Annotated in this window: 27 protein-coding genes and 2 tRNA genes; 23 read left to right on the top strand and 6 right to left on the bottom strand. The window is 39.5% G+C overall.

Annotated elements, in window-relative coordinates; all coding sequences use genetic code 11:
* Window positions 1-50 precede the first annotated feature (50 nt).
* The 3 genes from alaC to BQ7314_RS09350 all read right to left on the bottom strand — a co-directional run bounded on the left by alaC (window position 51) and on the right by BQ7314_RS09350 (window position 3,289).
* Window positions 51-1,235 carry an alanine transaminase gene (gene alaC / locus BQ7314_RS09360; RefSeq protein ID WP_174483430.1) on the bottom strand — a complete coding sequence of 395 codons (1,185 nt, stop codon included), beginning with the start codon at window positions 1,233-1,235 and terminating at the stop codon, window positions 51-53.
* Window positions 1,236-1,397: 162 nt separating this feature from the next.
* Complete coding sequence (locus BQ7314_RS09355; protein WP_174483429.1) at window positions 1,398-2,813, bottom strand: PhoH family protein; 1,416 nt, start codon at window positions 2,811-2,813, stop codon at window positions 1,398-1,400.
* A 2-nt stretch (window positions 2,814-2,815) separates the two neighbouring features.
* Window positions 2,816-3,289 carry a peroxiredoxin gene (locus tag BQ7314_RS09350; RefSeq protein WP_174483428.1) on the bottom strand — a complete coding sequence of 158 codons (474 nt, stop codon included), beginning with the start codon at window positions 3,287-3,289 and terminating at the stop codon, window positions 2,816-2,818.
* A gap of 218 nt (window positions 3,290-3,507) precedes the next feature.
* Here BQ7314_RS09350 and BQ7314_RS09345 point away from each other — a divergent pair, with 218 nt between their 5' ends.
* The 20 genes from BQ7314_RS09345 (at window position 3,508) to BQ7314_RS09250 (ending at window position 21,707) form a co-directional block, all read left to right on the top strand.
* Window positions 3,508-4,977, top strand: coding sequence for an SPOR domain-containing protein (locus tag BQ7314_RS09345; RefSeq protein ID WP_174483427.1), 1,470 nt, complete (start codon window positions 3,508-3,510; stop codon window positions 4,975-4,977).
* A 67-nt stretch (window positions 4,978-5,044) separates the two neighbouring features.
* Complete coding sequence (locus BQ7314_RS09340; RefSeq protein ID WP_174483426.1) at window positions 5,045-5,506, top strand: hypothetical protein; 462 nt, start codon at window positions 5,045-5,047, stop codon at window positions 5,504-5,506.
* 4 nt (window positions 5,507-5,510) lie between these two features.
* Complete coding sequence (thiL, locus tag BQ7314_RS09335; protein ID WP_174483425.1) at window positions 5,511-6,443, top strand: thiamine-phosphate kinase; 933 nt, start codon at window positions 5,511-5,513, stop codon at window positions 6,441-6,443.
* 15 nt (window positions 6,444-6,458) lie between these two features.
* Entirely contained in the window at window positions 6,459-6,941 is a 483-nt protein-coding gene (locus tag BQ7314_RS09330) for a phosphatidylglycerophosphatase A family protein (RefSeq protein ID WP_174483424.1), read from the top strand.
* A gap of 54 nt (window positions 6,942-6,995) precedes the next feature.
* Window positions 6,996-7,072, top strand: a tRNA-Met gene (locus BQ7314_RS09325).
* A gap of 207 nt (window positions 7,073-7,279) precedes the next feature.
* Window positions 7,280-8,323: a YecA family protein gene (locus BQ7314_RS09320; RefSeq protein ID WP_174483423.1), complete on the top strand. Its 1,044-nt coding sequence runs from the start codon at window positions 7,280-7,282 to the stop codon at window positions 8,321-8,323.
* A 314-nt stretch (window positions 8,324-8,637) separates the two neighbouring features.
* Window positions 8,638-8,714, top strand: a tRNA-Met gene (locus tag BQ7314_RS09315).
* A 126-nt stretch (window positions 8,715-8,840) separates the two neighbouring features.
* A complete protein-coding gene (gene rimP / locus BQ7314_RS09310; protein WP_174483422.1) occupies window positions 8,841-9,302 on the top strand; it encodes a ribosome maturation factor RimP in 462 nt (153 codons plus the stop codon).
* A 9-nt stretch (window positions 9,303-9,311) separates the two neighbouring features.
* Window positions 9,312-10,838 carry a transcription termination factor NusA gene (gene nusA, locus BQ7314_RS09305; RefSeq protein WP_174483421.1) on the top strand — a complete coding sequence of 509 codons (1,527 nt, stop codon included), beginning with the start codon at window positions 9,312-9,314 and terminating at the stop codon, window positions 10,836-10,838.
* A complete protein-coding gene (gene infB / locus BQ7314_RS09300; RefSeq protein WP_174483420.1) occupies window positions 10,835-13,483 on the top strand; it encodes a translation initiation factor IF-2 in 2,649 nt (882 codons plus the stop codon). The genes nusA and infB overlap by 4 nt, the downstream gene beginning before the upstream one ends.
* The gene (gene rbfA, locus BQ7314_RS09295; RefSeq protein ID WP_174483419.1) at window positions 13,483-13,860 is read left to right on the top strand and encodes a 30S ribosome-binding factor RbfA; all 378 of its coding nucleotides are present in this window, start codon (window positions 13,483-13,485) and stop codon (window positions 13,858-13,860) included. The genes infB and rbfA overlap by 1 nt, the downstream gene beginning before the upstream one ends.
* Before the next feature lie 3 nt (window positions 13,861-13,863).
* On the top strand, window positions 13,864-14,772 hold the full coding sequence (gene truB, locus BQ7314_RS09290; RefSeq protein WP_174483418.1) for a tRNA pseudouridine(55) synthase TruB: 909 nt from the start codon (window positions 13,864-13,866) through the stop codon (window positions 14,770-14,772).
* Window positions 14,773-14,854: 82 nt separating this feature from the next.
* Window positions 14,855-15,124: a 30S ribosomal protein S15 gene (gene rpsO, locus BQ7314_RS09285; protein WP_174483417.1), complete on the top strand. Its 270-nt coding sequence runs from the start codon at window positions 14,855-14,857 to the stop codon at window positions 15,122-15,124.
* Window positions 15,125-15,235: 111 nt separating this feature from the next.
* Window positions 15,236-17,320, top strand: a complete 2,085-nt coding sequence (pnp, locus tag BQ7314_RS09280; RefSeq protein ID WP_174483457.1) for a polyribonucleotide nucleotidyltransferase — start codon at window positions 15,236-15,238, stop codon at window positions 17,318-17,320.
* Between the two features lie 116 nt (window positions 17,321-17,436).
* Window positions 17,437-18,033: a Uma2 family endonuclease gene (locus tag BQ7314_RS09275; RefSeq protein ID WP_174483456.1), complete on the top strand. Its 597-nt coding sequence runs from the start codon at window positions 17,437-17,439 to the stop codon at window positions 18,031-18,033.
* Window positions 18,034-18,053: 20 nt separating this feature from the next.
* Window positions 18,054-19,904 carry an excinuclease ABC subunit UvrC gene (gene uvrC, locus BQ7314_RS09270; protein ID WP_174483416.1) on the top strand — a complete coding sequence of 617 codons (1,851 nt, stop codon included), beginning with the start codon at window positions 18,054-18,056 and terminating at the stop codon, window positions 19,902-19,904.
* Window positions 19,897-20,457 (top strand): CDP-diacylglycerol--glycerol-3-phosphate 3-phosphatidyltransferase, encoded by a 561-nt coding sequence (gene pgsA / locus BQ7314_RS09265; protein ID WP_174483415.1) that lies wholly within the window; start codon window positions 19,897-19,899, stop codon window positions 20,455-20,457. Before uvrC ends, pgsA begins: the two co-directional genes overlap by 8 nt.
* 50 nt (window positions 20,458-20,507) lie before the next feature.
* Window positions 20,508-21,101: a TetR/AcrR family transcriptional regulator gene (locus BQ7314_RS09260; protein WP_174483414.1), complete on the top strand. Its 594-nt coding sequence runs from the start codon at window positions 20,508-20,510 to the stop codon at window positions 21,099-21,101.
* Between the two features lie 107 nt (window positions 21,102-21,208).
* Entirely contained in the window at window positions 21,209-21,484 is a 276-nt protein-coding gene (locus BQ7314_RS09255) for a hypothetical protein (RefSeq protein WP_174483413.1), read from the top strand.
* The gene (locus BQ7314_RS09250) at window positions 21,477-21,707 is read left to right on the top strand and encodes a DUF2283 domain-containing protein (RefSeq protein WP_174483412.1); all 231 of its coding nucleotides are present in this window, start codon (window positions 21,477-21,479) and stop codon (window positions 21,705-21,707) included. Before BQ7314_RS09255 ends, BQ7314_RS09250 begins: the two co-directional genes overlap by 8 nt.
* 226 nt (window positions 21,708-21,933) lie before the next feature.
* On the opposite strand, the gene BQ7314_RS09245 is transcribed toward BQ7314_RS09250, so the two are convergent.
* The 3 genes from BQ7314_RS09245 to mobB are packed head-to-tail and all read right to left on the bottom strand — an operon-like array spanning window position 21,934 to window position 24,177.
* Entirely contained in the window at window positions 21,934-22,404 is a 471-nt protein-coding gene (locus tag BQ7314_RS09245) for a peroxiredoxin (protein WP_174483411.1), read from the bottom strand.
* A gap of 17 nt (window positions 22,405-22,421) precedes the next feature.
* Window positions 22,422-23,657, bottom strand: a complete 1,236-nt coding sequence (moeA, locus tag BQ7314_RS09240) for a molybdopterin molybdotransferase MoeA (protein ID WP_174483410.1) — start codon at window positions 23,655-23,657, stop codon at window positions 22,422-22,424.
* Entirely contained in the window at window positions 23,650-24,177 is a 528-nt protein-coding gene (mobB, locus tag BQ7314_RS09235; protein ID WP_174483409.1) for a molybdopterin-guanine dinucleotide biosynthesis protein B, read from the bottom strand. Before mobB ends, moeA begins: the two co-directional genes overlap by 8 nt.
* Window positions 24,178-24,285: 108 nt before the next feature.
* Here mobB and BQ7314_RS09230 point away from each other — a divergent pair, with 108 nt between their 5' ends.
* The 3 genes from BQ7314_RS09230 to BQ7314_RS09220 all read left to right on the top strand — a co-directional run bounded on the left by BQ7314_RS09230 (window position 24,286) and on the right by BQ7314_RS09220 (window position 26,100).
* Window positions 24,286-24,816 (top strand): hypothetical protein, encoded by a 531-nt coding sequence (locus BQ7314_RS09230; RefSeq protein WP_174483408.1) that lies wholly within the window; start codon window positions 24,286-24,288, stop codon window positions 24,814-24,816.
* Entirely contained in the window at window positions 24,813-25,700 is an 888-nt protein-coding gene (locus tag BQ7314_RS09225) for a DUF5718 family protein (protein ID WP_174483407.1), read from the top strand. Before BQ7314_RS09230 ends, BQ7314_RS09225 begins: the two co-directional genes overlap by 4 nt.
* Before the next feature lie 64 nt (window positions 25,701-25,764).
* Window positions 25,765-26,100 (top strand): hypothetical protein, encoded by a 336-nt coding sequence (locus tag BQ7314_RS09220; RefSeq protein ID WP_174483406.1) that lies wholly within the window; start codon window positions 25,765-25,767, stop codon window positions 26,098-26,100.
* Window positions 26,101-26,135: the final 35 nt, after the last annotated feature.

The following is a 26,135-nucleotide window of genomic DNA, read 5'->3' as shown; positions in this document are numbered from 1 at the left end:
ATATTAATAAAGGTGGATTAAAAAATCCGCCTTATAAAAAATTTATTATATCAAATCAGGCCATCTTTTTTGAACATAGCACGGAGTCCGCGAACAGCTTGGCGAGTGCGGTGTTCATTTTCAATTAAACTAAAACGTACATGGTCATCACCAAATTGACCAAAGCCAATACCTGGTGAGACGGCAACTTTGGCATCGGTAATTAGCTTTTTAGAGAACTCAATTGAACCCATAGCTTGGTAGGCCTCAGGAATCGGCGCCCAAACAAACATGGTAGCTTTGGGTTTTTCTATATTCCAGCCTATTGAGTTGAGGCCATCGCACAGCACATCGCGCCGCTCTTTGTACATTGCACAAATCTCAGCAACACAATCCTGTGGGCCTTCTAAAGCAGTGATGGCTGCAATTTGAATAGGGGTAAACATACCATAATCCAAATAAGATTTAATGCGAGCAAGTGCTGCAACTAATTCAGGGTTTCCGCACATAAAGCCAACACGCCAGCCAGGCATATTATAGCTTTTTGATAATGAGAAAAACTCTACAGCAACTTCTTTGGCGCCGGGAACTTGCAAAATAGAAGGGGCTTTATAGCCATCAAACACGATGTCCGCATAGGCAATATCATGTACTACCCATATTTTGTGCTCTTTAGCGACTTCGATGATGCGCTTAAAAAATTCCAGCTCCACACACTGTGAGGTAGGGTTGCCAGGAAAATTAAGAATCAGCATTTTAGGCTTAGGCCAAGATTCCGTGATTGCTTTATGTAATTCTTCAACAAAATCCACCCCTGGTACCATTTTTACATGGCGTAAATCAGCACCGGCAATAACGACGCCATAAGGGTGAATAGGGTAAGCGGGGTTAGGCACCATAACCGTGTCGCCAGGGCCTAGTGTTGCCAATGCTAAATGTGCTAAACCTTCTTTAGAGCCAATGGTGACAATAGCTTCAGTTTCTGGATCTAGGTCGACATTAAAGCGGCTTTTATACCAATTAGTTATGGCGCGGCGCAGCCTAGGAATTCCTTTAGATACTGAATAGCGATGTGTGTCGTGGCGCTGTGTAGCCTCCACCATTTTATCAACAATATGTTGCGGAGTAGGTTGGTCTGGATTGCCCATGCCAAAGTCGATAATATCTTCGCCTTGTGCGCGTGCTTTTGCTTTTAATTCATTAACAATGTTAAAAACATAAGGCGGTAGACGACTAATACGGTGAAATTCTTCCATTCGTGGCTCTTAAAAAGTGGCTATATAGCGAGTTGTATTGTAATTGCGGAGGTTTTTAAAAATCAACCCATTAAGTTATCGTTGTTATCGCAATATGTCAAATCCAGCAGATAGGCTATTATCTACTGGATTCGCCTGTAATAAAATGATTTAGCAATTTTTTTATAAAATTTCTGAGGCATGGTCGGCTAAGCGTGAGCGTTCGCCACGTTTTAAAGTGATATGTGCGGCATGTTCCCATGACTTAAATTTATCCACGACATAAGTTAAGCCTGAACTAGTCGCCGTTAAGTAGGGGGTGTCGATTTGGGATAAATTACCAATACACACTATTTTTGTACCGGGGCCCGCGCGAGTGATAAGGGTCTTCATTTGTTTAGGGGTTAGATTTTGTGCTTCGTCAATAATAAGGTAACGACCTAAAAAAGTGCGACCACGCATAAAGTTAAGTGAACGAATCTTAATTTTGTTCATAACAATTGTTTTTGTGACGTTTTGTTCCCAGTCACTGTTCTCGGTTTGATCGCCTAGTAATTCAAGGTTATCAATTAAAGCACCCATCCATGGTGTCATTTTTTCTTCTTCTGTGCCGGGTAGGAAACCTATGTCCTCACCAACAGGTACTGTTTCGCGTGTCATAATGATTTCTTTATACGTTTTGTCGTCCATGGTCTGTGCTAGACCTGCGGCTAATGCAAGCAATGTTTTTCCTGTGCCTGCGGTGCCGAGTAAAGTGACAAAGTCAATTTCTGGGTCCATTAATACATTAATAGCAAAGTTTTGTTCTCTATTTTTAGCGTTAATTCCCCATGTCATATGGTGACCTTCACGATAATTCTTTGCTAATTCCAAGGTGGCTGTATCATTATCAATACTGCGGACGATAGCTTCAAAATCAGAGTCAGAGCCATTTTCTATATATAAATATTGACTAGGAAACCAGCCTGCAACGAGTGGGCCTGCTAGTTTATAATAGGTATGACCGTCTTCAACCCAAGATTCCATTTTACTGCCATGGGTTTCCCAAAAATCTTCAGGTAAAGCGGTAGAACCGCTGTAAAGTAAATCAATATCATCGAGCGTTTGGTCGCTATGGTAATCTTCAGCTTTTATTTCCAGTGCCGCGGCTTTGATGCGCATATTAATATCTTTAGAAACCAAGATAACTTGCGTATTTGGATATTCTTTGCTTAAGGCTAGAACAATACTGAGAATTGAATTATCAGCTAGACTACCTGGCATTGAAGCAGGTAACTCTGAAGTCATGTGTTGTGTTTGGAAAAATAAACGACCATCAAGGGCATTTTCTTTTTGTCCTGAGCTTTGTAGTTGTGAAAGAGCGAGCCCTTCTTTGATGTCATTCTGATCCGTGCCTTTTAATAAATCATCAATAAACCGGCTGACTTGGCGTACATTTCTAGCAACTTCAGTTACGCCTCTTTTGGCATGGTCAAGCTCTTCAAGTACAATCATTGGGATAAAAATATTGTGTTCTTGAAAATGGAATAAAGCAGCGGGGTCATGCATTAAAACATTAGTGTCTAAAACGAATAATTTTTTATTAGCGCTGATATTCATATCTATGCTCCTAGCTCTTTTAAGGTTTGTAGTACTTCATCAATATGCACTTTGACTTTCACTTTTCGCCATTCGTGAATTAATATGCCATTAGGATCAATGAGAAAAGTACTGCGCTCTATGCCACGTACTTTCTTGCCGTACATGTTCTTCATTTTAATGACATCAAATAAAGTACATAATTTTTCTTCTTGATCAGAAAGTAGGTCAAACGGAAAATTTTGTTTTGCTTTAAAGCCTTCGTGCACACGCACACTATCACGAGAAACACCTAAAATGACGGCATTTAATGCTGAAAATTCAGCTATTTTGTCGCGAAAGTTTTGCCCTTCGGTTGTGCAACCTGGCGTGTTGTCGCGGGGATAGAAGTACAAAATAAGGTATTTTCCTCGGTAGTCGGATAGCTGGATGGATTTATCCCCAGTAGATATTGCTTCAAAATTTGGTACGGGACTACCTAAAGTAACGCTAGACATACTGGCTCCTTGTGCGTGTGGAAATGCTTATATAACTTTAGCGTAGCATAAATATGAAAAGGAGAGTGAATATAAATTTCTTTGAGTGTGGTTGGCTATTTATCATTAATAAATGCTTTATAAAAGTAATGATTGGTCGCTATAGATTACATTATTGGCGTTTTGATTTAATGTTAAAATTAATCTGATTAGATTTATTGTGCAAGAGGTGCAGGAAAATGGCTGATTCTGAACAAGATAAACAAGCTGACAGCAGTTTCGATGATGATTTAGATAAAATGCTGCAGGATACTGTCGATCAAGTGGATAATGACCAAGATGTACTTGATAGTGATGATGCGATTGACCGCTTGCTAGGTGATAGTCAGAGTGATGAGGCCTTAGATGATGAGTTTTCTGAAAGCGTTGATGATTTAGTGGATTCTTTATTGGATGGTGTTAGTGCGGAGCAGGGGCAGGCAGCTGATTTGAGTAATAAAGAGATTGATGAATTTGCGGATGATCAGGGAGAGAATGAAGCCACTGATACAAAGGTTGAAGCTAGCACCGCTCCAGAGCCATCATCTGTGCTTACTGACGATGAAATGAGTGCATTTGCTGATGATTTATTAGCTGAGCAAGAAGGTATTGAGGTCGCTATGCAGGAAAAACCTAAAGTGGATGTAGATTCTACTGAAAGTATGACTGAGATTGATGAATTTTCAGTTGATGATGAGGAGGATGATTTTTTATTGGCAGATTTTGATATTTCTGCTGATGATGATGAGCTTAAAGAAAAAGCTGTAGAATTATCGACGCCTGATCAGGTCGAGCAGGCTGCTGCTGTAGCAAATCCTGAAGTTGTCCCTGAGAGAGTTGATGCAGCCGTTACTCCTAGTTCAAGTAATTCAGTGATGACCAATGATCAGAGTGAAAGGGTTGCTCAGATAGAAAGTGAGTTGGCTGAATTAAAATTAGGGCTTAATTTTTCTGAAGCTTTGGATAAGGTGGTCAAAAATCAAAAAAAAGCTAATAGAGAGTTGGATGAGGCTAATAAGAAGCTTAAAGTGTGGAGTATTAGTGCTTTAGTTGTTGGTGTAATAGCTTTGATTGTAGGGATTACTGTTGTTGTTTTAAACTCGGGAGTGCAGTCAAGTGTTGAGCGTATGCAGGAAAGCTTGATGGATATTGAGGATCGTTTGGCAGTGCCTGCAATTAAATTAGCAGATCCCAATGATGCAAAAATTGCAGATTTGCAGTTGAGTGTGCAAAGTATGCAGGTACTTATTAATAATATACCTGAGCGCTTGAATGCGCTGCAAGGGCAGATGAACTCTATAAATACAGAGGAAATTCAGACGTTAATAGATCAGCGTCTAGTTGATATAGATGAAAAATTAGCTGCTCTTGAGGCTAAGATAGTTAGTTCAAAGCGTGTAAAAGTTAAGCGTAAAGCAGTTAAGCATGCTGTGGCGCAAGAATGGGTGGTAAATTTAATTTCGTTTAAGCAGCGATGGTATACCGATAAAAAAGTACAAGAATATAAACAGAAAGGCATTCCAGCGGAAGTAGTGCCTGTTGATGTGCAGGGCGTTAGGTGGTTTAGGGTGCGAGTAGCCGGATTTAAAGATAAATCGGAAGCGGCAGCTTATGCGATTAAAATGAAAAAATCGCTTAATTTGAACTCTGTTTGGGTTTCGAAAAAATAGCTTAATTAAATTCAGGGATTTTCTCTGGCTATGTTAAAGTGCTTGGTCTTGTTCATGTGAGGGATATATGCAGTTTGTAATCGTTTTTTTACTGTTTGGCTTTGTGCAACCCGTACAGGCTATTACTAAATGTGAGTTCAAGGGGAAAGTGACCTATAAAAAAGGAAACTGTCCTGAGAATTCAGCAGCGAGCTTTTTAGTAAAAAATAAATATATTAAAGAGCAGGATTTGCAGAAAATTCAGCAACAGCGTGTGTTGGCATCAGAACAAGCTCTGGAACAGATGCTTGCTCCAAAGAGTGATAGTGAGGTACCGCTTGAATCAGAACATATACAAAAAGTAAGTAAAAGAATAAAGATATCGAATGAATCAGTACATTTTCAATTACAGACGGTTGAGGAATTCAATAATAGGACAGATAAGGTTTATGCGCCGAATAGGTCAGAGGATTTAAGTGGTAAGCTCTTAGATATGGAACGCCAAGTACAGGAACGTAATAAAGCTCTGCAGCAGTTACAGAAAAATTAGCTATATGGCACTAGCAGAATTTAATTTAATTAAGCAATTTTTTACGCGCCCTGCCAAGCAGGGGAGTACGCAGTTAGCTGTAGGAGATGATTGTGCGTTGCTTGCTGTGCCAGAAGGTTTTGAGTTGGCAATTACCGTCGATACTATGGTTGAGGGCGTGCATTTTTTTACTGATGTAGACCCTAAGCATCTTGGGTATAAGTTATTGGCTGTCAATTTAAGTGATTTAGCGAGTATGGGTGCTGAGCCAGTTGCTATAACATTAGCTTTGACTATGCCAAAAGTTGATGCTTTATGGTTGGAAAGTTTTGCTCAAGGCTTATTTGCTTTAGCTGATAAATATGCTGTCGATTTGATTGGTGGCGATACGACATCTGGGCCTCTAACTTTAACTATTCAAGCAATGGGCTTGGTACCTAGGCAGCAAGCGTTGCGTCGCTCAGCGGCAAAGGTTGGTGATTTGATTTATGTGACAGGTTGTATCGGTGATGCAGGGCTAGGTTTGAAGGTTAAGCAAGGTTATGTGGGCGATAAGGGTTTGCCAGTTTTAGATAGATTTAATACGCCGGAGCCAAGAGTGGTTGAAGGATTGGCGCTTCGCTCTGTGGCTAATGCCTGTGTAGATATTTCCGATGGTTTGGTGGCTGATTTGGGGCATATTTTGGAGAAAAGTTCTGTCGGTGCTAGGTTGGATTATCAGAAAATTCCTGTATCTGATGCTGTTATGGCGTATATAAATGATACACGGGATTGGCGCATGCCTTTAATTGCAGGAGATGATTATGAATTGTGCTTTACGGTTGCGCCAGAAAACGTAGCAGAACTAAGTATTGACTGTACCTGTATTGGTATTATTGAACAAGAGCAAGGTTTAAGGCTGGAGCGTGCAGGGCAGGTGTCTGATTTTGTCGTAGGCGGCTTCGAACATTTTTCATAAAAAATAGTGAGTCTCATGAGAAAAATAGGAAAAAATCAATTAACAGCCAAAGAGATACTGACTAACCCTGTGTTATGTCTGGCCTTTGGTTTTGGTTCGGGACTGGCGAAAAAAGCGCCGGGTACTTTTGGGACTTTAGCGGCAGTACCTATTTATTTGTTATTGGTGCAAGCTGATTTTATTATTTATAGTATCGTAACTGTATTATGTTCTATAGTGGGTATTTGGATTTGTGGTCAGGCGGCAGATTTGTTAGGAGAGCATGATTTTGGCGGTATTGTTTGGGATGAAATTGCTGGTTTATTAATTACTCTGTGGTTTGTTTCTTTTTCATGGCAAAATTTAATAATAGGCTTTATGTTATTTAGAGCTTTCGATATTATCAAGCCTTGGCCTATTAAATGGATCGACCAGCAGGTTTCTGGTGGCTTTGGTATTATGCTGGATGATATTATTGCGGGTATTTTTGCTGGGCTGGTCTTAATGTTTTTAGTCTAATTGAAAAATAAGCTTGTCAGAAGGCAATTAGTCGCCTATGATGGTCAGATAAATCGCGGGGTGGAGCAGCTTGGTAGCTCGTCGGGCTCATAACCCGAAGGTCGTAGGTTCAAATCCTGCCCCCGCTACCAATACTGAAAACGGTTCAGTAAAATTATTGTCAATGATAGTAATTTTACTGAACCGTTTTTTTTATGTCTGTTGTTTTTGTCATAGTATTTTCTTTTGGTGCTTTATCTGTTTTATCCTTCAAAAGGGGCTTGCCATTTTAGGTATGATCTTTGCGAAATTTCTAAATTCGCTATATAAGGGGTATAAACTTTGCAGGAGCTTAATAAATGAAAATTGGTCGAAATGATCCCTGCCCTTGTGGTAGTGGTAAAAAATATAAATATTGTTGTTTATCAGCATCATCTGCGGTAAGTGATGAATTAACAGAATTATTGTCAGATCAAGAATTTGACTCAATAGAAGAGTTGCAGGCAGTAACAGATACTCTTGTGGCAAAACAAAATCATAAGCCACATGATGACTTTTTGGGGCTATCTTCTGAGCAAGTTTTTCGAATGCTTAATTTTGCTTTTGATACTCCTGAACTTTTTCAGTTTTCTGAGCAATTGCTCATTGAGCCTAGTGCTCCTATCTTAATGTTAATCGAGGGGATTATTTCAGCTATTGATGAAACAGGGCTGCAAGCAACAAAAGCTAATGGAAATCTCCCTCAGAAACTTTGTAGAGATGTGTGGAGTGATTACAATAAATTGTATGTTGATCCAGATTTTTCTGGCGTTCATAAGGTAAATAAAGAGGATGATTTTTTTGAGTTACATGTAGCGCGAATTACCCTTGAGTTGGCGGGGTTTCTGCGCAAAACTAAAGGGCGCTTCTATGTAACAAAAAAATACCAAAAAATTGACAACAACTTTGGTGTGAAAGGTATTTATCCTATTATTTTTAAAACTTATTGCCGTAAATTTAATTGGGGTTACTGGGATCGCTATAGCGATACTCCGCTTATACAGCAGTCATTTTTATTTGCGCTGTATTTGTTAAAACAGCATGGTGAAAAAATGACTTTTACGTCTGTGTATGAGGATGATTTTCTACGAGCCTTCCCGATGGTGTTAGATGAAATGGAGGAGGGGAGTTACTTCTCCCCAGAAGAAAGTTTTCGTCATTGTTATTGCTTCAGAGTATGTCAGCGCTTTTTGGTGTTCTTAGGGTTGGCAGAGCTGGAGGTTATTAAAGGCGATAAAGACTATACTAAGCAATATAAAATAAAAAGAACACCACTTTTCGATGCTGTAGTGCATTTTAATTTTTTAGACCCCAAAAATTATAAAACAATGCATTCCAATATTCATAAGGGTAATTTGCATTGATCCGCTTGTAGTAAATGTGAATAGTGAGGTAAGTTTAATTTTTTACCTATGACACCTTCTGGTGGACTGATAGTTCACTGTGATGCGTTTATTTTATAGTTCGAAGAAAATGGGCGGTATATAGGAGCGTGCATGATAATTTTCAGAATGTTATTTTCATGCACATTCCATAGTTTTCCCTGTCAGGTATTCTAAAGATATCTCCTCAGGGATTTTTTGTTTCTAGTTTAAATGTAAAAGATGATTTTCATTTAAAGTATTTTGAAATTAAACTTGCTAGAATCGGATTATTCAGTATAATATAAAAAATAAATCGCGGGGTGGAGCAGCTTGGTAGCTCGTCGGGCTCATAACCCGAAGGTCGTAGGTTCAAATCCTGCCCCCGCTACCAGATATTTTAAAGGCCCCTTTTTAGGGGCTTTTATGTTTCTAGCTTGTAGTACAGAAGTTATATGTTCGGTTTTCAATGGAAGAGGCTATAGCCTCTTTTTTTATGTGTACAAGAAAGTGAGGCGTGATGAAGCAAGCTCCTGAAGTTTTACTTAAATTAATAGAGCCGGTCGTGGAAGGCCTGGGGTATGAATGTGTTGGGGTTGAATATAATCCTCACCCTAAGCATGGGTTACTACGTATTTTTATTGATAGAGAGCACGGTGTAGGTATGGAAGACTGCACGGCTGTGAGCCATCAAGTGAGTGGGGTGCTGGATGTTGAGGATCCTATTGCAGGTGAGTATAATTTAGAGGTTTCATCACCGGGTATGGAAAGGCCTCTCTTTAAGATAGAACATTTCAAGCAGTTTATTGGCCATAGGGCTAAAGTTAACTTATTTAAGCCTGTCGAGGGCAGAAGAAATATAACAGGGTTGATCGAAAAAGTTGAAGAAGGTGATGTTTATCTTCAACAGGATGGTCAGGTTTATGTAGTTCCATTTCAGACGATGTCTAAAGCGCGTCTTGAGCCAGACTATTCGATTTAAGGGGGTCTTGTGGTAAATAAAGAAATTTTATTGATAGTTGATGTTTTTTCAAATGAAAAAGACATTGAGAAGGATATTGTTTTTCAAGCGATAGAGTCTGCTTTGGAAAGTGCGACTGTTTCACGTTACGAATTTCCAGTTAAAGTTCGTGTCGTTATCAATCGTGATACGGGTGACTATTCAACATTAAGGCGCTGGCAAGTTGTTGAAGAAAGTGATGAGTTTCAAGGGGGGGTTGAATTTCCTACGACACAAATTTCATTGCAAGTTGCGCAAATAGATAATCCAGATATTGAGGTTGGTGATTTTATTGAAGATGAAATAGAATCAGTTGAATTTGGGCGGATTTCAGCGCAAGCAGCAAAACAAGTTATTATTCATAAGGTGCGTGAAGCTGAGCGTAAGAAAGTTGCTGACGCTTATATGGATAGAGTGGGTGAATTAGTTACCGGTGTCATTAAGCGTATTGAAAAAGGTAGTGTTTATATAGATTTGGGTGGTAATGCAGATGCTTTTATACCGCGTGAACATATGATTCCAAGAGAAACGGTTCGAGTCGGTGATCGAATCCGTGGTTATTTAAAAGAAGTGCGTACTGAGGTTCGTGGCCCGCAATTGTTTGTTAGTCGAACCGCCCCTGAGTTTGTGCTGGCTCTTTTTAGATTAGAGGTGCCGGAGGTTGGTGAAGGGATGATTGATGTGTTGGGCGCGGCGCGAGATCCTGGCTCAAGAGCTAAAGTTGCAGTACGTAGTAATGACCTTCGTATTGATCCAGTAGGCGCTTGTGTGGGAATGCGTGGTTCAAGAGTGCAGACAATTTCTAATGAATTAAATGGTGAGCGTATAGATGTCATCTTATGGAATGAGAATGAAGCGCAGTTTGTTATTAATGCCATGGCTCCAGCAGAAATTGAATCTATAGTCGTTGATGAAGACAAGCATACGATGGACGTTGCTGTTTCGGCTGATAGCTTATCACAGGCAATTGGTCGTGGTGGTCAGAATGTTCGTTTAGCAACTGAGTTGACTGGCTGGGAGTTGAATGTTCGTGACGCTGATCAAGTTAATAAAGATACTCAGGAAGAGTTGGGGAAATTAGTGCAGTTATTTGTTGAGCAGTTAAATGTTGATCAGGATATTGCAATGGTATTGGTTGAGGTTGGCTTTAATTCAGTTGAAGAAATTGCCTATGTTCCAAGTAGTGAGATGTTGGAAATTGATGGTTTTGATGAGGAGTTAGTTGAAACCTTGCGAACACGAGCGAAAGATATACTATTGATTAATGCCATTGCATCAGAAGAGAAAATTGAGACAGCAGAACCTGCTGAAGATATTTTGGCTATGGAAGGGATGACTGATGAGTTAGCTCATCAGTTAGCAAGTAAAGGAATAGTAACGATGGAAGATTTAGCGGAACAAGCGGTCGATGACTTGCTTGATGAGTTTTCAGATATGAATGAGGAAATAGCCGCTAAATTGATTATGAAAGCGCGTGAACCTTGGTTTGCTATTGATAATGGAGAGGTTGAAAAATGAGTGATAAAACAGTAAAAGAATTAGCTGGCATAGTTGGAATACCTCTGGATCGGTTATTAGAGCAAATGAAAGAGGCAGGTATTTCGGTGCATAATGAGGTAGATACCGTTACTGAAGATGAAAAAATGGCTTTATTAGCGCATTTACGTAAGCGACATGGTAAAGGTGAGGGGGCTGATACAGCAGTTACGAAGAAGGTAACGTTAAAGCGTCGTACGGTGACTTCACTTAAGCAAGGAACTACGCCTGGAAAAGACACTAAAACGATTAATATTCAAGTTAAAAAGGAAAAAACGTATATTAAGCGTGAAGATGCAATAACGGAGGAGGCGCGAGTTGAACTGGCTCGTGTAAAAAAAGATCTTGATGAGCATGCACAAAAGCAAGAAGCTGCAGAAGAGTTGCATCGAGAAGCATCGGCAAGAGAAAAAGCTGAGGCAGATGCAAAAATAGCGGCTCAGAAAAAAGTGGATGATGACGCTCGTGCTGAGCTGGAAAAGAAGAATAAAGTTTCTGATGAGGAGCGTCTTGCTGCTGAAAAAGCAAAAAGACTGGAAGAGTCTGTTGAGCGTAATGCAGCAAAAGTAAGAAAACAAGCGGCAGCTAAAAAAGCAGCAGCTGAAAGAAAGGCAGGCGGTGGTGCGGCACGAAAGCCGACGGCTGGCGGTGCAGCAAGAAAATCTGGAGTGGCAGCGGTACCCGGTGGTGGCCGAAATGCAGCTAAGCCTGCGACAACTGTACACAGAAGAGCAGATAAACCGGCAGGCGGTACTAAAACGTCCTACGGTAAGAAAGGGCGTAAAAGAACAGGTCGTGGAAAAGGTGGAAATGAGCACCAATTCGTTGCTGAGGCTAAGCATGCTTTTGCAATGCCGACTGAAGTTGTTGCTAAAGACATTAAGATTCCAGAAAATATTGTTGTTTCAGAGCTAGCTCTGAAAATGAGCGTTAAGGCTGCTGAGGTAATTAAGCACTTAATGAAGTTAGGCATTATGTCTACTATCAATCAAAGTATAGACCAAGAAACTGCGGTCATTTTGGTAGAAGAAATGGGCCATAATCCGATTATGACAAGTGAAGATGATCATGAGACTGGAATGCTGGCTGAGCATACTGAGGCTGATGAGCGTGAAGAATTTGCTAGAGCGCCTATTGTTACGATTATGGGACATGTTGATCATGGTAAGACTTCATTGTTAGATTACATTCGTAAAACGCGTGTTGCTGATGCTGAAGCTGGAGGGATTACCCAGCATATTGGTGCTTATCAGGTGGTTACCGACCATGGTTCAGTTACTTTTTTGGATACGCCAGGACATGCCGCCTTTACAGCAATGCGTGCGCGTGGTGCTGATGTAACTGACGTTGTTATTGTGGTCGTCGCGGCTGATGATGGTGTGATGCCGCAAACAAAAGAAGCGGTTGAGCATGCGCGTGCAGCAGGTGTGCCTATTATTGTGGCGATGAATAAAATGGATAAGCCTGAAGCCAACCCTGACAAAGTAATGCAAGAGTTAGCGGCACTGAATGTTGTGCCTGAAGAATGGGGTGGCGATGTACAATTTATTAAGGTTTCTGCTAAAACAGGTGAGGGCGTTGATAATTTAATTGAATCATTGATTTTACAAACTGAAATTCTTGAATTAAAAGCGCCTAAAGAAGGTAAGGCATCTGGTTTAGTCGTTGAATCAAGACTTGATAAAGGTCGAGGTGCAGTGGCTACTGTTATGGTGCAAAAAGGTACTTTGGAACAAGGCCAAATTATTTTATGTGGTCATGAATACGGGCGTGTTCGAGCGATGTTTAATGAGTTGGGAAAAAGTGTGAAGGTTGCAGGCCCTTCTACTCCAGTTGAAATTCTTGGCTTATCAGGCACACCTAATGCAGGGGATGATTTTATTGTTGTTACCAATGAAAAAGCAGCCAGAGAACTTGCTGAACATAGAGAAGATAAAAGCAAATTGATGCGTAATGCCGCTCAGCAAGCTTCTAAATTAGATGAGGTATTCTCTAAGATGGCAGCGGGTGAAACCTCCAACTTAAATATTATTATTAAAACGGATGTGCAGGGTAGTTTAGAAGCTTTACGTGCCTCATTAGTTGGTTTGTCGCATGAAGAAGTTGAGGTTAAAGTTGTTTATGGTGGTGTCGGTGGTATTAATGAAGGGGATGCTAATTTAGCATTGGCTTCAGGTGCTATTTTAATTGGTTTTAATGTGCGTGCCGATGCAACAGCGAGGAAATTGATTGCTGAAAAAGAACTTGATGTGCATTATTACAGTGTCATTTATGATGCAATTGATGAAGTTAAGAAGTCGATTAACGGCATGTTAGCTCCTGAGATTAAAGAGAAAATTGTTGGTCTGGCTGAGGTGCGTGATGTATTTCGCTCGCCAAAATTTGGTGCGATTGCTGGTTGTATGGTCGTTGATGGCTTTGTTAAGCGTAGCCTACCTATTCGTGTTTTACGCGATAACGTGGTGATTTATGAAGGGCAACTAGAGTCATTGAGACGCTTTAAAGATGAGGCTAGCGAAGTCAAAATGGGTATGGAATGTGGTATCGGTGTGAAGAATTACAACGATGTTAAAGCCGGTGATCAGATTGAGGTTTTTGAACGCATTGAAGTGAAGCGTGAAATATAATGGCTAGAGAGTTTAAGCGTAGTTCGAGAGTTGCAGCGCAAATGCAAAAAGAATTGGCTATTATTTTGCAGCAAGGCATTAAAGATCCGCGTATTGGGTTTATCACGGTTAACGAGGTTGAGTTAAGTAAGGACTTAAGTTCTGCGAAAGTTTTTATTACCGCTTTAGGTGCGGATGAGCAAGGCCAAAAAGATAACTTGAAGCTTTTGAATGAAGCGGCACCTTATATACGTTCAGAAGTGGGTAAGCGTATGCGTTTGCGTAGTGTGCCTTATATCAAGTTTCATTATGATACTTCTTTTGAAAATGGCATGCGGGTATCGGAGTTATTGGCTCAATTTCCTGCTGTTTCTGATGCAGAAGAGGATAAAGATTAAGTTATGGCTAGGCGTAAAAAAGGACTTGATATACATGGTATTGTCTTATTAGATAAGCGGCAGGGCATTTCGTCGAATAAAGCAATGCAAGAAGTTAAGCGCCTCTATAATGCTAATAAAGCAGGTCATACCGGTAGTCTAGATCCTTTAGCAACAGGTTTATTACCCATTTGTCTGGGCGAAGGCACTAAAGTGTCAGCTTATATGTTGGCAGATGATAAGCGATACCAAACCGTTATTCAGCTAGGTGTGATGACTGATACGGGTGATGTTGATGGTACAGTTTTAGAAAACAAACCTGTTCCTGTAATAAGTGACCAGCAATTAGCAGAGTGTTTGGCCAGCTTTGTTGGTGAGATTGAGCAAGTTCCACCTATGTATTCGGCATTAAAGCACCACGGTAAGAAATTGTACGAACTTGCTCGTGAGGGCATTACTGTGGAGCGTAAGGCGCGTAAAATTACAATTTATGCACTTGAATGTCTTGCTTCTACGGGTAATACATTAACACTGGATGTGCGCTGCTCTAAAGGTACATATATTCGTACCTTAGCTGAGGATATTGGCCATTATTTAGGCTGTGGCGGTACTGTAAAAGAGTTGCGCCGCACTGCCGCAGGGCAGTTCTTATTGGCAGATGCACGTACTATTGAGCAATTACAGGCAATAGAGGCTGGCGAACCATTATACTCTATATTAATACCTGTTGATCAGCCTTTACAGGCTATGCCCGCTATTCATGTCTCACAGTTGGAGGCGGATTTAATTCAGCAAGGACAGCAAATATCTTGCTCCCTAGATATAGCAGAGTCAGAGATATGCAGAATATATCATGATAAGCAATTTTTAGGCTTGGGAGAAATGTTAATGAATGCTAAAATACAGCCTAGAAAAATATTTAATTTGAATTAACTATTTCATGTTTCTACACCCTATCGTGGAAACATATTTAACCTGAGTGAAAGCTCTTAATACATTAATCATAGGGATTAAAATGCCATTTACAGCAGAACAGAAAAAAGCAGTTATTGAAGAATATCGTTTAACTGAAACAGATACGGGGTCATCTGAAGTACAAGTTGCTTTGTTAACCGCTCATATTCTTCATTTAACTCCGCATTTTGCAGCGCACAAAAAAGATAACCATTCACGTCGTGGGCTATTAAGAATGGTTAACCAGCGCCGTAAATTATTAGATTATTTAAAAAGAACTGACGTAGAGCGTTATAAGTCTCTAATCTCACGTCTAGGCTTACGTAAATAAGATTAAGAGTAGGTAAAAAAGCGGTGTAATGACCGCTTTTTTATTGCCTTATTCATGGACTGAATACCTAATTAAACCCAATTTTTAACACGTAGGAAAACAATAGTGAATCTGAAACCAATCAGAAAAGAATTTCAATACGGTCAACAATTAGTCAGCATTGAAACAGGTGAAATTGCCCGTCAAGCTAGCGGTGCAGTCATGATTGATATTGAAGGTACATCGCTTTTAGTTTCTGTTGTTGGTAAAAAAGAAGCCAGTCAAGGTGATTTTTTCCCACTAACAGTGAACTATCAAGAAAAAGCGTATGCGGCAGGAAAAATCCCCGGTGGTTTTTTTAAACGAGAAGGGCGTCCTACAGAAACAGAAACGTTAACGTGCCGTCTTATTGATAGACCGATTCGTCCTTTATTTCCGAAAGGCTATACGAATGAAGTTCAAATTATCATCACTGTTGTTTCATTGAACCCTGATGTAGACCCAGAAATTCCAGCGCTATTAGGTGCATCGGCAGCTTTAGCTGTTTCAGGACTGCCTTTTAATGGTCCTGTTGGTGCTGCTCGTGTTGGTTATATTGATGGCGAATATATTTTAAATCCAAATAAGGAACGTTTAGTTGATTCATTATTAGATTTAGTCGTTGCAGGTACAAGCCAAGCGGTATTAATGGTGGAATCTGAAGCGGATAATTTAAGCGAAGAAATCATGCTGGGTTCAGTGTTATTTGGTCATGAACAGATGCAAGTAGCAATTACTGCAATAAATGAGTTTGCTGCAGAAGTTAATACGCCTTTATATAACTGGGTTGCTCCTGTTGTCAATACAGAATTAGAAGCGCTTGTTGTGGCTGAAGTAGAAGCATCTATTGTTACTGCTTATCAAATTGCAGAAAAATTAGTACGCCAAGATACATTGAGTGATATTAGAGCCGCCGCTGTTGAAAAATTAACAGCTGATGAGCAATATGTTGAAGCAGATATACGCGATATTATTGAAGAGATCGAAAAACGTGTTGTCCGTTCAGCGATTTTAAGCGATAGAAAACGTATTGATGGTCGTGATTTAGATGTTGTTCGCCCTATTGCTGTACGTACAGGTGTTTTACCGCGTACTCATGGCTCAGCATTATTTACGCGTGGCGAAACGCAAGCTTTAGTGGTTGCAACCTTAGGTACAGAGCGCGATGCGCAAATTATTGATGCATTGGCTGGTGAATATAAAGAGCCATTTATGTTGCACTACAATTTTCCTCCATACAGTGTAGGCGAAACAGGTTTTGTTGGTTCTCCAAAACGTCGTGAGATTGGTCATGGTCGTTTAGCAAAGCGTGGTGTTGCTGCTGTTATGCCAGATATGGCTGAATTTCCATACACGATTCGTGTGGTTTCTGAAATTACTGAATCAAATGGTTCAAGCTCAATGGCTTCTGTTTGTGGCACAAGCTTAGCATTGATGGATGCGGGCGTGCCTCTTAAAGCACCTGTAGCAGGTATTGCCATGGGTTTAATTAAAGAAGGCGATGCATTTGCAGTGCTTTCTGATATCGTGGGCGATGAAGATCATTTAGGTGATATGGATTTCAAAGTAGCAGGTTCTGAAAAAGGAATTACTGCTTTGCAAATGGATATTAAAATTGATGGTATTACCTCAGAGATTATGAGCAATGCCTTGGATCAAGCGAAAGCAGGTCGTTTACATATTTTAGGTGAAATGAATAAAGCATTATCGACAACTCGTGAAGAGATGTCTGACTTTGCACCTAGAATTATTACTTTTAAAATTGACCCAAGCAAAATTCGTGAAGTTATTGGTAAAGGCGGGGCAACAATTCGTGGCATTACTGAGCAAACCGGTGCGACAGTTGATTTAACAGATGAAGGCGTGGTTAATGTTGCTTCTGTTGATAAAGCAGCGGGTGAAGCAGCTAGAAAAATTATTGAAGAAATCACTGCTGAAGTTGAAGTGGGTAAAACTTACGAAGGTAAAGTAGCTCGTTTGATGGACTTCGGTGCTTTCGTTACTATTCTTCCAGGTAAAGATGGCTTAGTGCATATCTCGCAGATTACTGATGAGCATGTTGATAAAGTGAGTGATAAGTTGAAAGAAGGCGATGTTGTCAAGGTTAAAGTTCTAGAAATTGACCGCCAAGGTCGTGTAAGGTTAAGTATGAAAGAAGTAGGTAAGGCAGAAAGTTAAGTTTTAGCTTCCTAAAGCGACATAGAAAGGGCCGAAAGGCCCTTTTTTTATGGTTCATTTTTATAGAAAGGATTACAATTTACTTATCTATAAATTTGTTAATTGAGGTTAATGAGATGGGGTTAGCACTAAAAGATACAGAACATCATTGTTATGGTGATTATTTACATTGGTCAGATAATAACTATGAATTAATTGATGGCGAGGCTTATTTTATGGCGCCGGCACCAAACTTAGAACATCAAGAAGTTGCTGGTGATGTTTATTTTCAGTTACGTTCAGCTTTAGCCGGTAAAAAATGTCGTGCATTTATAGCACCAATTGATGTGCGTTTACCCAAAAAAGATGAGGCCGACGAGTCTATTGATACAGTCGTTCAGCCTGATGTACTTGTTGTTTGTGATAGTCATAAATTAGATCGGCGTGGTATTCGTGGCGCACCTGATTGGATATTAGAGGTTTTATCACCTTCTACAGCAAGCCATGATCAAATTAAAAAACGCGAATTATATGAGCATCATGGCGTGCGTGAATATTGGCTTATTCACCCTATTGACCGAGTATTAACTATTTATCGTTTACAAAATGGGGAATATGGGAAAGCCGAAATTTTAGAATTAAGGGGTAGTACACCTATTTCTATCTTAGATAATGTGCAAATTGAATGGGATGATTTACTGACGCGTCTACCCTCTGTGGAAGAGTGTTTGTAAAGGTTAATGAGGTATTGTAAATGACGGAAGTGGAGGCTACGAAGTCAGATAAGCAGCATTTTGATAGTGATGAGTTTTTAAAAAATCTGACGCGTTTACCAGGGGTCTATAAAATGTTAAATGATAAAGGCGATATCATTTACATTGGTAAGGCTAAAAATATAAAGAATCGCGTTACCAGTTATTTTAGAAAAGGTGCTGCATCACCTAAGCAACAAGTGATGGTTGCTAAAATTGCGCATATAGAAGTTACTGTAACGCATACAGAAGGCGAAGCGTTGCTTTTGGAAAGTCAGCTGATTAAGCGACATAAACCTCGTTATAATATTTGCTTAAGGGATGACCGTTCCTATCCTTATATTTTTATATCTACTGAACAAGACTTTCCGCAAATTACTGCGCATCGTGGTGCTAAAAAGAAAAAAGGTAGTTACTATGGGCCGTACCCTAGCGCAGGAGCCGTGCGCGAAACCTTAAAGTTATTACAAAAAATATTTCCTATTAGGCAGTGTGAAGATTCTTATTATAAAAATCGTTCTAGACCTTGTTTGCAGCATCAAATAGAGCGCTGTACAGCGCCTTGTGTGGATTTAATTAGCCAAGAAAAATATGCAGAAGATGTGCAAAATACCACGCTATTTTTAGAGGGTAAGGGCAGTTTATTGATCGATAAGCTTATTGTACGTATGGATACTTTAGCGCAGCATTTGGCGTTTGAGCAAGCTGCGTTAGTTAGAGATCAAATTAGCCAATTACGTACTATATTGGAGAAAAATTATGTTTCAGGTGAGTCTGGGGATGTGGATATTGTTGCTTGTGCCACTAAGGCGGGTATTGCCTGTGTACAGGTATTTTTTATTCGTAATGGGCAAAATTTGGGCAATAAAACTTTTTTTCCTAAAATAAGCAATGAATATACACCTGAAAATATTTTGCAGGCTTTTATTCCGCAATATTACCTAGATAAAAATATCCCACATGAATTAATTGTTAGTCATAGACCCGAAGAGATCGAGCTATTGGCAGCAGTGTTAACTGAGCATGCTGGGCATAGTGTGAGTATTTCACCTAACGTACGCAGTGATAGAGCTAAATGGCTACAAATAGCCAGTGTTAATGTAGAAAATTCATTAATGACTAAATTAGCTGATAAACAGGGTATTTATGCGCGCTTTTTAAGCTTACAGGAGGAATTAGGCTGTCAGGAAGTACCTAAGCGCTTAGAGTGTTTTGATATCAGCCATACGCAGGGAGACTATACGGTTGCCTCGTGTGTCGTTTTTGATCGTGAAGGTCCAGTAAAGTCAGCTTATAGACGCTTTAATATCGAAGGTATAACACCTGGAGATGATTATGCTGCTATTTATCAAGCAGTTTCTAGGCGTTTCAAGCGTTTAGTCAAAGGAGAGCATGAAACACCGGATATTTTATTTATTGATGGTGGCAAAGGACAGGTGCATCAAGCTGAAAAGGCATTAGCTGAATTAGCCGTAAATAGTGTTATGATAGTCGGTGTTGCAAAAGGGCCTGATAGGAAAGCAGGCATGGAAAAGTTGATTTTACCGGGGCAAGAATGTCCCCTTGATGTCACGCCTAATGCGAGTGCTTTATTATTAATTCAGCATATTCGAGATGAGGCGCATCGTTTTGCTATTACTGGGCATCGGGCACGTAGAGGTAAGGCAACAAAAAAATCCGTGCTAGAAACAATAGCTGGGCTAGGGCCTAAAAGGCGACAGATTTTATTAAAGCAGTTTGGCGGCATGCAAGGAATTTCTCGCGCAGGTGTTGATGCACTTTGCAGCATAGAGGGAATTAGCCGACAATTGGCACAACGAATATACGATACATTCCATCATCAAGATGATTGATACAATAAATTTACCGACATTATTAACGCTGCTACGCATTGCATTAATCCCCGTGTTAGCTATTTTTTTCTATACGCCTTGGGAGTATTCCAATATAGCAACGACCGTAATTTTCTTTATTGCCGCTATTACAGATTGGTTAGATGGCTATTTAGCCAGAAAAATGCAGGTAGAAACAAAATTTGGTGCTTTTTTAGATCCTGTTGCTGACAAGATTATGGTGGCTTTTGTTTTGGTTTTATTAGTCGAAGCAGAGTCTAGTATTTGGATGACTTTACCGGCTGCGGTCATTATTGGTCGAGAGATTACTATTTCATCGTTACGCGAATGGATGGCCGAGTTAGGTCAACGCGCTGCGGTGCAAGTTTCACAAATAGGAAAATGGAAAACGACAGCGCAAATGTTGGCCATAGGCTGTTTGTTATACCACGATGACATCGCTGGCATGTCAATGAGTTTATTTGGTTTGGTAATGATGTATATTGCAGCAATTTTAACTTTATGGTCAATGATGAGTTATTTAAAAGCGGCATTTACTTCGATAACTGAATAATTTCATTAATAAAGCATAGCGTTAACGAAGAGCTAGGATAAAAGAGCAACATGGATCAGGAATTACAAAAAGATAAAGAAGAGCTGCATAATGATATTTTAGTAGCAGCATTAAAGTTATTTACTGAGAAAGGATATTTTAATACCTCATTAACAGATATTGCAGAACTTTCCGGTGTTAAAACAAGTGCAGGGATTTATAAACACTTTAAGAATAAACAAGAAATTGCTCAAGCATTGTATCAGTGGATTACCGATCGATTAAGTGTTTCTATCGATGATATTCGCCGTAGAAATCGTAAAGCCTCTGAACAATTAAGGGAAATTGTGGATTTATGGTTTCATTTAGCCGAGCATGCACCGGAAATAATGAAATTCCTCTTAGTGTTAAATGTCAGTGAGTTTTTACCGGAAGAAAAGCCATTGATGGCAACGCCGCCGTTTACCAAGATATTAAGAATCTTACAAAATGGTATTAAAGAGGGTGAAATTAAAGCGCTGGATGCACCGCGTGCTTATTGTCATTTTTTTGGCATTATCGAGATTACATTAAAACAAGTGCTTATAGGAAATTTAACCAAAAAAGCGAGTTATTATCAGTCTGATGCATGGTTATCTGCCTGGTCTACTATCGTTAAAAAATAACAAAAGTCTTTGTTTTTATCAACAGCCTATAGACCCATAAAAGGTTCGCCAGTAAAAGTTACGCTCTTATATTGTGCTACAAAATGTAAGGTATTAACATATAGAAAATGATAGAAATTAGTTGGACAGAGTATTTCAGATATAGAGTGAAACTTCGCGGTTTCAATTTGTCAAATGTCGAAGAGATAATCAAATATAGCACTGAAAGATACTATGATACAGCTACCGAAAGACTAGTAATTGTAGGAAAGGACGCTAATATCTTGGTTATGATTCCGCATGAAATTCACAAAAAAGATATAATTACTCCAATTACAATTCATGCTACTACCCGTCAGCAAATTAATTATAGAGTAAAAAGTGGGAGGTTTGAAAATGAATGATTCAAAGTTGTCTTATTTTAAGGAAGAAGATATTTTACATCTTGCTATCTCAGATGAGCGAGAGTTCGATAGTGTTGAAATTAGTCCAAATATTACGGCAGAATTGAATGATGAAGGAGAACTTATCGGTATTGAAATAATTCAGGCAAGTTCTTTTCTGAGGGATTCAATATTAGAAACAACCCAAGCGAAATTACTACAACTAGGTAAAAAAGTAGCATAACCAGTGTACCCAGCCGACCGCAGGAAGCGCAGTTCGCTTAAAAAAGTTGTTTTTATATCAAAATTTAGAGGCATTGTTGAAGTTCGTTGTGTATCTTCCAGTGTCGGCTGATGCAGTCGTTGGCTTTGAGTTATTAAGTTAAGAAAATAAGTCGTCGGGTAGCTGACCAAGAATACGCATCATACAAGTGATGCGTATTCTTGTGTTTGATTTGGAGAGAGGGCTACTATTGCCTGTTAAATTCAGCTTGTAGTTGTTGTAAATCATCGATTAATTCTTGACTATGTGTACTAGGTGAAACGGAGCGATAAATTTTTGCTATTTTTCCAGTAGGGTCGATGATAAAGCTATGACGCTTGCTAAACTTGACTGGACCTAGTTTGAATAATGCCTCATATGCTTTACTTACTTCACCTTTAGGGTCAGCGAGTAAGGTGAAATTTAAGTTTTGGTTTTGGCTAAAGTTAAGGTGACTTTTACTGTTGTCGGTACTAATGCCAATAATTCGAGTGTTTAAATCTTCAAATTTGGCACTATTATCACGTAATGCGCAAGCCTCTTTAGTACAACCTGGGGTATTATCTTTGGGGTAAAAGTAAATAACTAGCCAGTGACCTTTATAATCATCTAGCTTATGTAAAATGTCATGGGCATCATAAAGTGAGAAATTGGGCGCCGATTGGTTAATAGTAAGCATAAGAGTTCCTCTGTGGGTTATAAAAATAAACTAAAAGGTTCGACTAGAACTTCAGTTCCAACTTCTACGTTCGTTTGTTCGCGTGTTAAGACTATATAACAATTTGCACGGCTACTAGCGCTTAATATATTAGAGCCTTGCTTACCTGCAGAAATAACTGCAAATTTTCCATTTTCTGTTTGCTGCACAATACCGCGCTGAAATTCTTGGCGTCCAGCTTGCTTGCGTAGCGGGCTTTGACATATTGCTTTGAAGCGTAGTGGTGTACGATTACTTAAGCTGCTTAATTGACGTAAAGCCGGCGTTACGATTTGTTGAAAAGTTGCAATCACTGAAATTGGATTACCAGGTAAACCAAAAAAATAACATGCTTGAATGCGCCCAAAAGCTAAAGGTTTTCCTGGTTTAATGGCTAGCTTCCAGAAATTTACCTGACCTATTTCAGCTAAAATTTCTTTAATAAAATCAGCATCACCGACAGAAGCACCACCGGTACTGATAATCACATCATTACTTTTCGCTGCGTCTAATAAACAAGCATGTATACGGGCTTTATTGTCGCGAATAACACCTAAGTCAGTAACGGTGTAGCAAGGGTTGTTTAATAAGGCAGCTAAAGTATAGCGATTACTATCGTAAATTTGTCCAGCGGCTAAAGGGTTGCCAATCGCACTGAGTTCATCACCTGTAGAAAAAAAAGCAATACGAATTCTGCGTTTAACGCGTACTTCATAAATGCCTGCTGAAGCGAGTAAGCCAAGGTCAATCGCTGATAATTGCTTAGGCGCTGCTAATAGGCAATCATCCTGTCGAACATCCTCGCCGATATAACGGATATTTTGTGTTGCTTGAACATTGCCAGGGAAATGAATGATTTGGTCACTGGCGGTAACGTGCTCTTGCATAACTACGCTATCAGCTCCTTTTGGAAGCACAGCACCAGTAAAAATACGCACGCATTGCCCTGCTAATAACTCGCCAGTAAAAGGCTTACCTGCCCAAGAAATGCCAACTTGCTCTAAAGTAAACGGTGTACTTTTTATATCAGCACTGTTAAAGGCATAGCCATCCATAGATGAGTTGGGAAAAGCTGGCAGGTGAAAGGGAGCGGTACAGGGTTGAGCTAATGTTCGGTTTAAAGCCTCATGTAAGTTAACGGTTTCTTCCTCTTCAATAGGAGAAAGCGCAGCTTTAATATTATCCAAGGCATCCTTAATGCTAATTAAGGAGTTAGAGTAGCATTGATTAGTCATGATGTTGCAACAATGTCTGCATAATGAAATGCGTAATTTGAGGGATATTATTTAAGTCCATTTGCACTAAATCACGTTCCAGCGATAGCTTTTGATCGGAGGCAATAGCAATAATTGAATGATCGTCAAGATAACGTAAAGGCTTTTTCAAGCTAGGGCGGTGTAATTCAATTTTAGGGAAATTTTCACTCTTAAAGCCTTCAACTAAAATTAAATCTAAACAAGATTGGTCAAAATGGCTAAGTTGCTCATTTAATATGGGTTCTTGTGGGCTAGGAAATTCGGTAATAATCGCACGTCTATGGCTTGAAACCAGCATGACTGGTGTTGCACCTGCTTCACGTAAACGAAAGCTATCCTTTCCTGGTTTATCAATTTGAAAATTATGATGGCTATGTTTTATTAAGCCAATCCGAATGCCTAGCTCTTTAAGTTGTGGAATAAGTTGCGTTAATAAAGTGGTTTTTCCCGTACCGCTAGGTGCGGCAAAGCCTAAAATTGGGACGAGCGCATTTTTCATGGTAAATTAAACTGATAAATAACAAATAATAAAAAACTATTATTACATTTTCCCATCAGTAAAACAGTATGCTGGACACTGATTATTAATACTTTGACAAGAGCCTTTATGAGTAATTTCCTTTTAATTAACGAAGATACTAAAATAAATTTAGATTTAGTGCGTTCGCTCAGATATCACAAAAGTACGAATTCGATTTATATCACTTTTAGTGATGGTGCAAGCGAGAAGTATTTTGTACCCGATGATTTTGAGTTTGACTCGGTTGCTAATATACACCATGTCAATACGATACCTGCTGAAGAAAACCGTTATATCGTTGTTTTTAACGTTGATCTTGAAAATAACTCAAGTGATGCTGTAGGCTGGATGGAGAGGCATCAAGTGATTGGCTGGGAAACCATTAATCATAAAACCAAGCCAATTACGACGCAATATTTACAAAAAAAACACTATAATAAAAAGAAATATATATTGGATCTAAAAGAGCATACAGTGCGAGAAATTGGCACAGAAGGAGGCTTGGAAAAAACCAAAGTAGTTAACTTAGATTTACAGGTTCATCAAGGTCACTTACTAGAAGATCATGCTGAATATATTAGAAATGTATTTTTAGAATTAGATCCGGATAGCGAATGATAAGGGTAAGTATTGGTCAACTTAAAGAGTTAGCTGTTTTTGGTATTGCGGGTAATTTCGCCGAGCACCTAAGCCAAGCCGGTGAAGATGCAGATTTTGTCAATGTAATTACCGAAGAAAAAAATGCTCCCAAAGGTATTTTTCCTATTTATTTGCCTCAGTATCCCACTTTCCTAAGCACGTTTCCTCTGTCGCATACTCATATTGACGCTGATTTTTCCACGCCAGTGAATTTGCATATGGAACCGGAAATGTGTGTGCTATTTAATGTTAGTTACACGGACGGGCTAGTCGAGTCTATAGAGCCATTAGCCTTTACCACTTTTAATGATTGCTCGATTCGTAAGCCCAATGCGAAAAAAATCAGTGAAAAAAAGAACTGGGGCCTATCGTGTACGGGCATAGGGCAGCAATGGATCGAGATTGATCAATTTCAAGCAGGTGGAATTTTAGATCATATCCATATTTCTTCTTTTTTACGTCGTAATGGAGAGGTGATTCAATATGGCGTCGATAGCCCTGTAACGGGTTACCAGTATTTTTACGGTAAACTTCTAAACTGGATTATCAAAACCTTTAATAGTCAAAATGATTTTGGCCCTTTAGAGCATTTAAAATATTATTTAACTCAACTTAAACAGCCCAAACAAATTATTATTTCTTTAGGTGCGACGCGCTATACTGAATTTGGTGAAACTGGATTTTTAAAGCCTGAAGATAAAATTGGTGTTTTTGTATATGATTCCAGAGAGGTGGCAGAAGCGGATGTTGAAGGCTTCTTTAGAGTCGAAAAGTCCGCCGCTAGTTTTGCAGCAGGCGTAGCGCTAATTCAATCTATACGGCAAGCCAGTCAAGTAAGTATGAACCCAAGGGGAATGGTATAAATTCAGTTATGGCTTATAGTGTTTAGTTTTAAAAAAATGTTCATTAATAATGAGGATCTTAACTATGATTGCAAAATACCGGCCGTATGCAGTGGCGTGTAGATTATTTCTATTGGTTTTATTCGTCTTGCCATCAGTACATCCCGCTCTGGCTGATGATGACGGGCGATATCGGGCGGTCGTTTTACATGAAGGAGGTCATTCAGGTCAATCGGGCAGTTTGACACCCAAAGTATTTGTTATTGATTCTCGTGATGGGCATATGTGGATTTTGGAGCAAAATACTAAGCTGCATGACCCGGAGGGTGGTTTTACTATTGGTTCGGTGTTGACTTATCAGGGGCAAGTTAAGCCAGGAAAGAAAATGGGTGAAATAGTTGAGCAAGGTGCTAGGTGGTAGATGTCTCTATAAGTGGGGCAGACTTTGTAGTCCGC

Source organism: methanotrophic endosymbiont of Bathymodiolus puteoserpentis (Logatchev) (genome assembly GCF_900128525.1).
In the GTDB taxonomy this organism is placed as follows: Bacteria; Pseudomonadota; Gammaproteobacteria; order Methylococcales; family Methylomonadaceae; genus Methyloprofundus.
Note: the sequence above shows the minus strand (reverse complement) of the source record. Positions and strands in the feature narration are given on the sequence as shown.

Coding starts and splice junctions, on each gene's coding strand:
- alaC (WP_174483430.1), bottom strand. CDS start 1,235: ATGGAAGAATTTCACCGTATTAGTCGTCTACCGCCTTATGTTTTTAAC.
- BQ7314_RS09355 (WP_174483429.1), bottom strand. CDS start 2,813: ATGAATATCAGCGCTAATAAAAAATTATTCGTTTTAGACACTAATGTT.
- BQ7314_RS09350 (WP_174483428.1), bottom strand. CDS start 3,289: ATGTCTAGCGTTACTTTAGGTAGTCCCGTACCAAATTTTGAAGCAATA.
- BQ7314_RS09345 (WP_174483427.1), top strand. CDS start 3,508: ATGGCTGATTCTGAACAAGATAAACAAGCTGACAGCAGTTTCGATGAT.
- BQ7314_RS09340 (WP_174483426.1), top strand. CDS start 5,045: ATGCAGTTTGTAATCGTTTTTTTACTGTTTGGCTTTGTGCAACCCGTA.
- thiL (WP_174483425.1), top strand. CDS start 5,511: ATGGCACTAGCAGAATTTAATTTAATTAAGCAATTTTTTACGCGCCCT.
- BQ7314_RS09330 (WP_174483424.1), top strand. CDS start 6,459: ATGAGAAAAATAGGAAAAAATCAATTAACAGCCAAAGAGATACTGACT.
- BQ7314_RS09320 (WP_174483423.1), top strand. CDS start 7,280: ATGAAAATTGGTCGAAATGATCCCTGCCCTTGTGGTAGTGGTAAAAAA.
- rimP (WP_174483422.1), top strand. CDS start 8,841: ATGAAGCAAGCTCCTGAAGTTTTACTTAAATTAATAGAGCCGGTCGTG.
- infB (WP_174483420.1), top strand. CDS start 10,835: ATGAGTGATAAAACAGTAAAAGAATTAGCTGGCATAGTTGGAATACCT.
- rbfA (WP_174483419.1), top strand. CDS start 13,483: ATGGCTAGAGAGTTTAAGCGTAGTTCGAGAGTTGCAGCGCAAATGCAA.
- truB (WP_174483418.1), top strand. CDS start 13,864: ATGGCTAGGCGTAAAAAAGGACTTGATATACATGGTATTGTCTTATTA.
- rpsO (WP_174483417.1), top strand. CDS start 14,855: ATGCCATTTACAGCAGAACAGAAAAAAGCAGTTATTGAAGAATATCGT.
- BQ7314_RS09275 (WP_174483456.1), top strand. CDS start 17,437: ATGGGGTTAGCACTAAAAGATACAGAACATCATTGTTATGGTGATTAT.
- uvrC (WP_174483416.1), top strand. CDS start 18,054: ATGACGGAAGTGGAGGCTACGAAGTCAGATAAGCAGCATTTTGATAGT.
- pgsA (WP_174483415.1), top strand. CDS start 19,897: ATGATTGATACAATAAATTTACCGACATTATTAACGCTGCTACGCATT.
- BQ7314_RS09260 (WP_174483414.1), top strand. CDS start 20,508: ATGGATCAGGAATTACAAAAAGATAAAGAAGAGCTGCATAATGATATT.
- BQ7314_RS09255 (WP_174483413.1), top strand. CDS start 21,209: ATGATAGAAATTAGTTGGACAGAGTATTTCAGATATAGAGTGAAACTT.
- BQ7314_RS09250 (WP_174483412.1), top strand. CDS start 21,477: ATGAATGATTCAAAGTTGTCTTATTTTAAGGAAGAAGATATTTTACAT.
- BQ7314_RS09245 (WP_174483411.1), bottom strand. CDS start 22,404: ATGCTTACTATTAACCAATCGGCGCCCAATTTCTCACTTTATGATGCC.
- moeA (WP_174483410.1), bottom strand. CDS start 23,657: ATGACTAATCAATGCTACTCTAACTCCTTAATTAGCATTAAGGATGCC.
- mobB (WP_174483409.1), bottom strand. CDS start 24,177: ATGAAAAATGCGCTCGTCCCAATTTTAGGCTTTGCCGCACCTAGCGGT.
- BQ7314_RS09230 (WP_174483408.1), top strand. CDS start 24,286: ATGAGTAATTTCCTTTTAATTAACGAAGATACTAAAATAAATTTAGAT.
- BQ7314_RS09225 (WP_174483407.1), top strand. CDS start 24,813: ATGATAAGGGTAAGTATTGGTCAACTTAAAGAGTTAGCTGTTTTTGGT.
- BQ7314_RS09220 (WP_174483406.1), top strand. CDS start 25,765: ATGATTGCAAAATACCGGCCGTATGCAGTGGCGTGTAGATTATTTCTA.